The sequence below is a fragment of the Streptomyces sp. NPDC043867 genome, assembly GCF_056435845.1.
The window spans coordinates 304035-312387 of record NZ_JBWKDS010000004.1 but is presented as its reverse complement, the minus strand read 5'-3'; the positions used below and the strand labels follow the sequence as shown (position 1 = coordinate 312387).

10 protein-coding genes and 1 pseudogene are annotated in these 8353 nt (G+C 69.8%); 5 read left to right on the top strand and 6 right to left on the bottom strand.

What is annotated here, in order from left to right; all coding sequences use genetic code 11:
* Together AC069T_RS06465 and AC069T_RS06460 are read right to left on the bottom strand one after the other, a co-directional pair.
* Positions 1-476: pseudogene (locus tag AC069T_RS06465) on the bottom strand (hypothetical protein); the annotation flags it as partial.
* A 111-nt stretch (positions 477-587) separates the two neighbouring features.
* Entirely contained in the window at positions 588-1268 is a 681-nt protein-coding gene (locus tag AC069T_RS06460) for a GDSL-type esterase/lipase family protein (protein ID WP_478781635.1), read from the bottom strand.
* Positions 1269-1356: 88 nt separating this feature from the next.
* Here AC069T_RS06460 and AC069T_RS06455 point away from each other — a divergent pair, with 88 nt between their 5' ends.
* A complete protein-coding gene (locus AC069T_RS06455; protein ID WP_478781634.1) occupies positions 1357-2355 on the top strand; it encodes an SdiA-regulated/phytase-like domain-containing protein in 999 nt (332 codons plus the stop codon).
* Positions 2356-2366: 11 nt separating this feature from the next.
* Here AC069T_RS06455 and AC069T_RS06450 read toward each other — a convergent pair whose 3' ends face one another.
* Both AC069T_RS06450 and AC069T_RS06445 read right to left on the bottom strand, forming a co-directional pair.
* A complete protein-coding gene (locus tag AC069T_RS06450) occupies positions 2367-2837 on the bottom strand; it encodes a hypothetical protein (protein ID WP_478781633.1) in 471 nt (156 codons plus the stop codon).
* A 102-nt stretch (positions 2838-2939) separates the two neighbouring features.
* The gene (locus tag AC069T_RS06445; protein WP_478781632.1) at positions 2940-3164 is read right to left on the bottom strand and encodes a DUF397 domain-containing protein; all 225 of its coding nucleotides are present in this window, start codon (positions 3162-3164) and stop codon (positions 2940-2942) included.
* A 189-nt stretch (positions 3165-3353) separates the two neighbouring features.
* Here AC069T_RS06445 and AC069T_RS06440 point away from each other — a divergent pair, with 189 nt between their 5' ends.
* From AC069T_RS06440 to AC069T_RS06430, 3 genes are all read left to right on the top strand, one after another.
* Positions 3354-4121 (top strand): DUF6879 family protein, encoded by a 768-nt coding sequence (locus AC069T_RS06440; protein ID WP_478781658.1) that lies wholly within the window; start codon positions 3354-3356, stop codon positions 4119-4121.
* Between the two features lie 17 nt (positions 4122-4138).
* The gene (locus AC069T_RS06435) at positions 4139-4987 is read left to right on the top strand and encodes a helix-turn-helix domain-containing protein (protein WP_478781631.1); all 849 of its coding nucleotides are present in this window, start codon (positions 4139-4141) and stop codon (positions 4985-4987) included.
* Positions 4988-5145: 158 nt separating this feature from the next.
* Positions 5146-6684 carry a cellulase family glycosylhydrolase gene (locus tag AC069T_RS06430; protein ID WP_478781630.1) on the top strand — a complete coding sequence of 513 codons (1539 nt, stop codon included), beginning with the start codon at positions 5146-5148 and terminating at the stop codon, positions 6682-6684.
* A 30-nt stretch (positions 6685-6714) separates the two neighbouring features.
* Here the strand turns inward: AC069T_RS06430 and AC069T_RS06425 are convergent, their stop codons facing one another.
* Both AC069T_RS06425 and AC069T_RS06420 read right to left on the bottom strand, forming a co-directional pair.
* Complete coding sequence (locus AC069T_RS06425; RefSeq protein WP_478781629.1) at positions 6715-6978, bottom strand: hypothetical protein; 264 nt, start codon at positions 6976-6978, stop codon at positions 6715-6717.
* A 16-nt stretch (positions 6979-6994) separates the two neighbouring features.
* The gene (locus tag AC069T_RS06420) at positions 6995-7426 is read right to left on the bottom strand and encodes an ATP-binding protein (RefSeq protein WP_478781628.1); all 432 of its coding nucleotides are present in this window, start codon (positions 7424-7426) and stop codon (positions 6995-6997) included.
* Positions 7427-7583: 157 nt separating this feature from the next.
* Between AC069T_RS06420 and AC069T_RS06415 the strand changes: the two genes are divergently transcribed.
* On the top strand, positions 7584-8353 hold a 770-nt coding region (locus AC069T_RS06415), incomplete at its 3' end, for a helix-turn-helix domain-containing protein (RefSeq protein WP_478781627.1).

Below are 8353 nucleotides of genomic sequence, written 5' to 3'. Positions count from 1 at the left end.
CATCGAGACCCCCACCACCCCCCCCCCCCACACACCAAAACCCCGCCCCTCCTGGTTTTTTTTTTTTTTTTTTTTTTTTTTTTTTTCTTCTCTTCTCCCCCCCCCCCCCCCCCCCCCCCCCCCCCCCCCGGACCGAATTCGATGTCCTGGGTGAGCCAGTGCCCCGCGGCGTCCTGTCGCGCCCCGTCGCGCAGTTTCGCCACGTCGGGGCAGAAGCCGTTCCGGTGGCCCGGGAAGTCGATCCGGACGCCGGACAGGACCAGGGCATCCATGCCGAACGTGTCGTCCAGGGCGTGCACGATCCTGCGGATGATCATCCAGTGAGTGCTCCGCTGCGGCACCATGAAGACGGCCCCCTCGACGACCTCCGCCTTGAATCCCTCGGGGGCGGCGCGCTCGATGGACTCGAACAGCGCGTCCAGAGTCGGCTCGCCGTTGTCGTCGGCCATCTCGATCCTGTCTTCAAGGACGGTCATCGTGGCGCTCCTCCCCGGTCGCGACTCGGCCGGGTGCGGGTGCTCGGTCCAACGATACGTACGGTCGCGGGTCACCACGGGACCCGCGCGCTGCCCGGCCCGGTTGTCCGGTCAGACGGAGACGGCGTAGGGCGCGCCGAGGCCCCATGCCTGGTGCATCGCCGTCGCGAATCCCTCCGCGATCTTGTGTTCGCCGCTCGCGTTCGGGTGGGTGCCGTCGTACGTGTCCAGGTGGATGTCGTACGAGGCGGGCGGCGACGCCAGCAGGAGGGGGGAGCGGGGCCGGTCCAGGTCGGCGACGGCCTTGGCGAGCAGGACGTTGAAGGCGGCGACCTCGGCGGCGAACGGCGCGTCGGACTCCGCGCGCACGTTGGGTATCACCGGCAGGAGGACCATCCGGACGCACGGGTTCGCCTCGCGGGCCCCGGCGACGAAGCGGCGCACGTTCCGCGCCGTCTGCTCCGCGTTCGTGTAGAAGCCCAGGTCGATCAGCCCGAGGGAGACCAGCAGGACGTCGGCGCGCTCCGCGCGGACCGTCTCGCGGATCAGCGGGGCCATGTGGAGCCAGCCCTCGCCCCAGCCGGCCAGGTGGGCGCGGGGGAAGTCCGGGTCGGCGTACGCGTACGAGCCGGGCGAGCCGGTCGCCGGGTCGTACAGCGTCTCGCGCGGGCCGACGATGCGGAACGGCCCGCCGTGCGCCGCGCGCAGGTGCTGCCACAACCGGTAGCGCCACGTGTGTTCGCCCGAGCTTCCGATCGTCATCGAATCGCCTACGGGCATGAACCTGAGCATCCGCTCATCATCCTCGATCACCGGGGCGGGCGGGATGTGAGGCTGACCACGCGGAGTGAACTGCGGGCGCGGATGGCAGGCTTGGCGCATGCGCCGACCGTTCTCTCTCCTCGCCGGGGCCCTGCTTGCCGCCTCCGGGACCCTGCTCGCCGCGGGCCCGGCCGCGCCGGCCGCCGCCGACGACGGCGGGTTCACCATCGAGGACCCGCGGATCACCGAGTCCAGCGGGCTGGCCGCCTCGCGGCTGCACCCCGGCGTGTACTGGACCCACAACGACAGCGACGACGGACCCTACCTGTACGCGGTCGACAGCCGGACCGGGAAGACGGTCGCCACCGTCACCCTGAGCGGCATCGGCGCGCCCCGCGACGTCGAGGCCATCTCCGTCGGGCCGGGCAACCGGATCTGGGTCGGCGACATCGGCGACAACTTCGGCGGCAGGTGGGACCACGTGTGGCTCTACGAGCTGCCCGAGCCGAAGAAGCTGGAGGACCGCACGATCCGTGCCACGCAGTACGTCGTGAAGTACGCGGACGGCCCCCGCGACGCCGAGGCGATGATGGTGCACCCGAAGACCGGGCGGGTCTACATCGTCTCGAAGAACGAGGACGGCGGCGGCCTGTACGAGGCACCCGCCCGGCTCTCCGCCTCCGGCACGAACGTCTTCCGGCGCGTCGCCGACATCGGCCTGTGGACCACCGACGGGGCGTTCTCCCCGGACGGGAGGCAGCTCGCCGTGCGCGGCTACCTCGGCGGCATCGCCTACCGGTGGAACGGGGGGAAGCCCGAGCGGGACGCGAGCCTCGACGTGCCGTTGCAGGGCCAGGGCGAGTCCGTCACCTACACCGCCGACGGGTCCCGGCTGATGTACGGGACGGAGGGGGAGCGGAGCGCGGTGCAGTCCGGCAGCGTACCGGGATCCGGGGACGGCAAGTCCCCCTCCGGGGGCGGCGGTTCGGCGGACGGGAGCAGCGACGGGGACGGCGGGGCTGCCGGTGGTTCCAGGGTCGGCACCGGCGCCGTCGTCGTGGTGGCGCTCGCGGCGGCGGCGGTGTTCGGCGGCCGCCGGCTGCGCCGCCGGGGGTGAGCGCCCCGGCGTCACCGGGCCAGGGGGCACCGGAGGGTGGGGTCCGTGCGGTTCGGGGAGCAGGTGACCAGCGCCAGGGAGAGGTATGAGGGGCGTTCCAGATAGAAGCCCCACGACAGGTCACCGCCCGACCTGAGACCCTTCGCCGCCGACGCGACGAGGCCGGCCAGGTGACCTGCGTCGCGCTCGGCCCCGGACGCGAACCGGGGTGCGTACTCGGCCAGTCGGGCTCCGAGCCAGGTCACTGCCCGCCCCGGGTCCGGCCAGGTGCCGTGAACCAGCGAGCGCGGCTTGATGAGCCAGTACGCGGTTTCCAGCGGGGGCAGGTCGCAGACCGGGAACTCCGCTGCCACGGCGCGGTACCGCTGGATCAGTTCGGGTCGGGCGTCGGGCGGTGGGGGCTCGGGGTGGGGCGGCCTGCGGAGCGCTTCCTGGTCGAAGCGGTCCTTCGGGCCGGTCCACAGATATCCGTGGTGGTGCACGGGGGTCCTGTCCGGTGTGCCGTCTCGGCGGTCGCGAGACCCCGGCCGTCCCTGGTGGATCGCGTACGTACCAGGGACGGCCGGGGCGGGAGGAGGGGTGGTTCAGCTGGTCAGGCCGAACCGCGCGGGGTCGATCCCGGCCGCACCCAGTTCCGCGGTGGTGAACCGCAGCGGTTCCTTGTCGGGGCGCTTGCTGTCGCCGAGGGCCCAGGCGTCCTCACCGATCCGGGCCAGGGTCACGCACCCCTCGGTACAGGGGCCCCCGCACGCCTGCTTGAACGAGGCCGAGGTGAGATCGAGCGCGTAGAGGTCGCTTCCGTGCAGCATGGTGGTGCCTTCCCGTATCGCCTGTGTGGCTGGCCGCTTGCTCTGCGTGATCACCGTAGGCGGCGGCATCTCGGGGAGGCGCGAAATATTCTCCGTTATTCTCGCGCGACTACTCGGCATGCGTGGACATGCACTCAGCGGAGTCGAGATGCTGAGCGCATGGAGATCGTCGCGACCGAAGGGGATCACATGGCGCGCAGGTTACGTTTCAACGGGACTGGCAGTGACATCAGCGGATGTCCGTCCTTGCACGAGGACTTGGACACCGGGGAAGTCGTGGTGCACGGGCCTCCGCTGTCCGACCCCGACGACGTCGCGCAGCTTCGGCACCTCTCTGCGGGTGAGGTCGCGGTCGTGGTTCCGCGGGACCTGCTCGTCGACTGGTCGCCGAGGGGGCGGGCGCGGCAGGCGCGGACGATCGACCTCGACGAGTTCAACGGCCTGTTCGCCAGGTTCGAGCACACCGCATGGCGGCTGGAGACGCGTCGGCGCTACGCGAGTGACGAGGCAACGGACCGCTGGGGCCGGTTCATCGAGACCGGAACGGTCGGGGACGACTCGGTGTTGGGCGCGGAGCACAACCGATTCGGCGACATGATCCGCGCGCAGACCGCGCAGGGAAAGCGGATCGAGCGAGTGCGCATCGTGGACCGGCCCCCCACGACCGGTCAGCTCTATCTCCTCGACGGTGCCAGGTGGAACATCGGCAACGGTGAGGACATCCGCAACCTGTGGCGGGACGACGCGGACCGACTCCGGCTTCCCGCCGAGGACTTCTGGCTGTTCGACAGCCGTCTCATCGCCCTCCTGCGGTTCGATGACGACGACCAGCTCACCCACGTGGACCTGATCACGGAACCCGCGGAGGTGGTGCGCTGCTCCATGGTGCGAGATGCTGCATGGCACCACGCCGTGTCGCGACAGCAGTTCATGGCGGAGATGCGCAACGACGGGTAAGGGCGAGAACGGTACAGGTGAGCACCGACTATCAGAGGGCGCGCGAGGAACTGGGCCGCAGGCTCCGGGAGTTGCGTATGGAGTGCCCAGGTGGTCGGCTCACCGGTGACCAGCTCGCGCAGCGGCTTGGCTGGCAGCAGTCGAAGGTCAGCAAGCTGGAGAACGGCCGGCAGACGCCCACGGACGACGACCTGCGGGCCTGGGCCGAGGCGACCTGCCAGGCCGCCGCCTTCGGTGAACTGCGCGCGCGACTCAAGGGGTTCGAGAGCCACATCCGCTCCTGGCGACGTCAGCTCGCGGCCGGGCACGGCCCCGTGCAGGAGACCTGGAACACCCTCACCTCCAACGCCCAGAGCATGCACGCACTGAGTAACGCCGCCGTCAGCGGGATGCTTCAGACGGCCGAGTATGCCCGCTACGTCTTCGAGCACCACGCCGTACTCCAGAATGCGCCACGGGACACGGAGAGCGCGGTACGGGGGCGTATGAAACGACAGGAGTGGTTGTACCGGCCGGGCAAGCGGTTGAACCTGCTCATGCACGAGAGTGTGCTGTGGGCCCGGATCTGTCCGCCGGAGGTGCTGGCCGCCCAACTCGACCGACTGCTCGGCGTGGTGGGCATGGACACCGTGCGCATGGGGATCCTGCCGCTCGATGCCCAGCTGCGGACGGCGCTGGGCAATTCGTTCTGCATGCTGGACGAGCGCCTGGTCGTCGTCGAGGACTGGCACGCCGAACTCTGGCTGGACGATGCCGAAACGATTGCTCTGTACCGGCGCGTCTGGGACACGCTGGCGGAGTCGGCCGTCTTCGGAACCGACGCCCAGCAGGTGATCGCTCGCGTCCGGCGGGGGATCAGGGTCTGAGGACGAGGCGGGCCCCGCCAACCGCCCTCCACAACCGCGGATTTCGTCCGCTCACTTGACGTGTCCACAGTCGATACGTTCGATAGAGGCACGCGGTCTTGTGGGAGCGCTCCCACTCGGTTCCGGAGCCGCGTCCCTCCCCGAAAGGGACCAGCGACATGCGCCTCACGTATCCGAAGCGCCTCACGCGCCTCGCCCGCAGAGCCCTCACGGCGGTCGCCGCCGTGTGCGCGCTCGTGCTGCCGCTCGCGGTCGCCCAGACCGCGCACGCGGCGGCCACCGCGCCCGGTGCCGGTTACTGGCACACCAGCGGCCGGCAGATCCTGGACGCCGACGGCCGGGCCGTACGCATCGCCGGTATCAACTGGTTCGGCTTCGAGACCGGCAACCACGTGGTCCACGGCCTCTGGTCGCGCGACTACAAGAGCATGATCGACCAGATGAAGACGCTGGGCTACAACACCATCCGGCTGCCCTACAGCGACGACATCTTCAAGAGCGGGACCGTCCCCACGGGCGTCGACTTCTCCGGCGGCAAGAACGCGGACCTCCAGGGTCTCAACTCCCTCCAGGTCATGGACAAGCTCGTGGCGTACGCGGGCCAGGACGGCCTGAAGGTCATCCTGGACCGGCACCGTCCGGACTCGGGCGGCCAGTCCGCGCTCTGGTACACCTCCGCCGTCCCGGAGTCGGCCTGGATCGCCAACCTCAAGGCGCTGGCGACGCGTTACGCCGGCCAGGACACCGTCATCGGCATCGACCTGCACAACGAGCCGCACGACCCGGCGTGCTGGGGCTGCGGCGACCAGGCGACGGACTGGCGGCTCGCCGCGCAGCGCGCCGGCAACGCGGTCCTGGCCGTGAACCCCAGTCTGCTGATCTTCGTGGAGGGCGTGCAGACCTTCGCCGGGGTCTCCGGATGGTGGGGCGGCAACCTGATGGGCGTCGCGCAGTACCCGGTGCAACTGGACGTGGCGAACCGGGTCGTCTACTCCGCCCACGACTACGCCACCAGCGTCGCCCAGCAGAGCTGGTTCAGCGACCCGTCGTTCCCCGCCAACATGCCGGGCGTCTGGGACAAGTACTGGGGCTACATCTTCAAGCAGAACATCGCCCCGGTGTGGGTCGGCGAGTTCGGTACGACGCTCCAGTCGGCCGTGGACCAGAAGTGGCTGGCCGCGCTGGTCTCGTATCTGCGGCCCACGGCCGACGCGGGGGCCGACAGCTTCTCGTGGACGTTCTGGTCCTGGAACCCCAACTCCGGTGACACCGGCGGGATCCTGAAGGACGACTGGGCGACCGTGGACACCGTCAAGGACGGCTACCTGGCGAGCATCAAGGCACCGGGATTCCCGGGCGGCGGCGGTGGCGGCGGCGGGGGCGGCGGGGGGACCACCCCGGTGTGCACCGCCGCCTACACCGTCAGCAGCGACTGGGGCGGCGGCTTCAACGCCGAGGTCAAGGTGACCAACACGGGTACCACCGCGATCAACTCGTGGCGGGTGACGTGGACCTGGAGCGGCGCCCAGAAGGTCACCAGCATGTGGAACGCCTCGTACACCCAGAGCGGCGCGAGCGTCACCGCGTCCAGTGCGGCACACAACGGCGCGCTGGCGGCGGGCGGTTCGGCGAGCTTCGGGTTCGGGGGTGCCCCAGGTGGCGGGAGCGTGCCGACGGTGAGCTGTTCGGCGGCCTGACCGGAACGGCTCTCCGGGGGGCGCCCGGGGTCACGGTCTGAGGACGTACGGCCGTACGACGTCCTCGTCCGTCTCCCAGGCGGGTGGCCGGGTGCGGTCCGGGGTCTGCTGCCAGCACGTCTCCTCACGCGGGAAGGGGAGTCGTCGGCCGCAGGCCCAGGACCGCCTGGACCAGCGCCGCCAGCGGGCCTCGTACGGGCTCGGCAGCCGCCACACGTACGGGTCGGGCGTCCGCGCCTCCCGTGCGAGGTGCCGGTCGTCCACCTCGGTGACGCAGGATCTGCCTCCGGCCATCAGGCGGGTCACCCGGTCATGAAGGCGACGGAACATGTGTACCCCCCGGCCTCTGCGTCGTCGGGAGCGCGAACCGGGCCCACACGCACTTGGCGTGCGGCTCCCGTCGGCACCCCCACGAGTCGGCCAGCGCCGCCACGAGCGCCAGTCCGCGCCCGCCCTCCTCGTCCGGGTCCGGGTGGTGCGGGGCGGGGAGCCTGTCGCGGTCCGGGTCGGACACCTCCAGGACCAGCGCCGGACCGTGCAGGACGAGCGTGACCCGCACCTCGGCGTAGGAGACCCGGCAGTGGGTCACCGCGTTGGTGACGAGTTCGTTCGCCAGGAGTGCGACGTCGTGGGCGAGTTCGCCCGTGATCCCCCAGTCCGCGAGGGCTTTCAGTAAGTGCCGGCGGGCCGTCGGCACGTGCCTGCGGTGCTTGGGGATGCGGAAGGTTTCGGTGGGGGGCATGGGTGCCTTCCTGCCAGGTAGGCGCCGCCTGTCGCGGCTTGTCGAGATTAGGGCGGCAAGAAGTAAGTTAGCAAGCGACTATCTCGCATGCATGCTGTCGTACATATGTGCAGTACACGCCTTGCTCTACAGTGGCTTGGCGAAAGGGGGTTGTCTCATGCCCGCAGGTGGACGACCGACCGTGCGCAGTAGACGACTTGGGGCCGCCCTCAAGCGGTACCGGGTGGCAGCCCAGCTCGATCAGCCGCAAGCGGCCGAGGTGATCGCGGCGCACCAGACGAGGGTCAGTCGTATCGAGACCGGACACGTCATCGCCCGTCCCATCGAGATCCGCGCGATGTTGCAGGCTTACGGCGTCGATGACCCCGAAGTACGAGCGAAACTTGAGGCGTTGGCCAAGCAGTCCAACCGCCGGGGATGGTGGCTGGAGCATGCGGCTCACCTGCGACCGGACTACCTGGACCACATCGCCCTGGAGGATGACGCGAGCCAGATCCGGGAATGGCAGCCGGTTCTGGTGCCAGGGCTCCTGCAGACGCCTGCCTATGCGGAAGCGGTCATCACGGGCGGGCCCAACTACGTGGCCCCGGAGCGGGTCGCGCAACTGGTGCAGGTACGGGATGGCCGTCAGGCCAAGATCGAGGATGGCGGGACCACGTACACCGCCATCCTCTGGGAGTCGGTCATCACCCACCCGCTGGTAAGCGTCGAGACGCATCGCAAACAGCTGGAGGCGATTCTCGAAGCCGGGCATCGGAAGAACGTGACCGTGCAGGTCCTGCCCTTCAGCGCTGGGATCATGGCCGCTGCGACTTCGGCGTTCTCCGCCGTCACCTTCGACTCGGAGACGTCGGTCGAAGCGGTCACGCTGGACAATTTGCTGGGCACTTCGGTCCTAGAGACTCCCCAGGACTTGACTGCTTACGC

Excerpts from the sequence above, each read along its gene's own strand:
- AC069T_RS06460 (WP_478781635.1), bottom strand. The coding sequence starts at position 1,268 with ATGCTCAGGTTCATGCCCGTAGGCGATTCGATGACGATCGGAAGCTCG.
- AC069T_RS06455 (WP_478781634.1), top strand. The coding sequence starts at position 1,357 with ATGCGCCGACCGTTCTCTCTCCTCGCCGGGGCCCTGCTTGCCGCCTCC.
- AC069T_RS06445 (WP_478781632.1), bottom strand. The coding sequence starts at position 3,164 with ATGCTGCACGGAAGCGACCTCTACGCGCTCGATCTCACCTCGGCCTCG.
- AC069T_RS06440 (WP_478781658.1), top strand. The coding sequence starts at position 3,354 with ATGGCGCGCAGGTTACGTTTCAACGGGACTGGCAGTGACATCAGCGGA.
- AC069T_RS06430 (WP_478781630.1), top strand. The coding sequence starts at position 5,146 with ATGCGCCTCACGTATCCGAAGCGCCTCACGCGCCTCGCCCGCAGAGCC.
- AC069T_RS06425 (WP_478781629.1), bottom strand. The coding sequence starts at position 6,978 with ATGGCCGGAGGCAGATCCTGCGTCACCGAGGTGGACGACCGGCACCTC.
- AC069T_RS06420 (WP_478781628.1), bottom strand. The coding sequence starts at position 7,426 with ATGCCCCCCACCGAAACCTTCCGCATCCCCAAGCACCGCAGGCACGTG.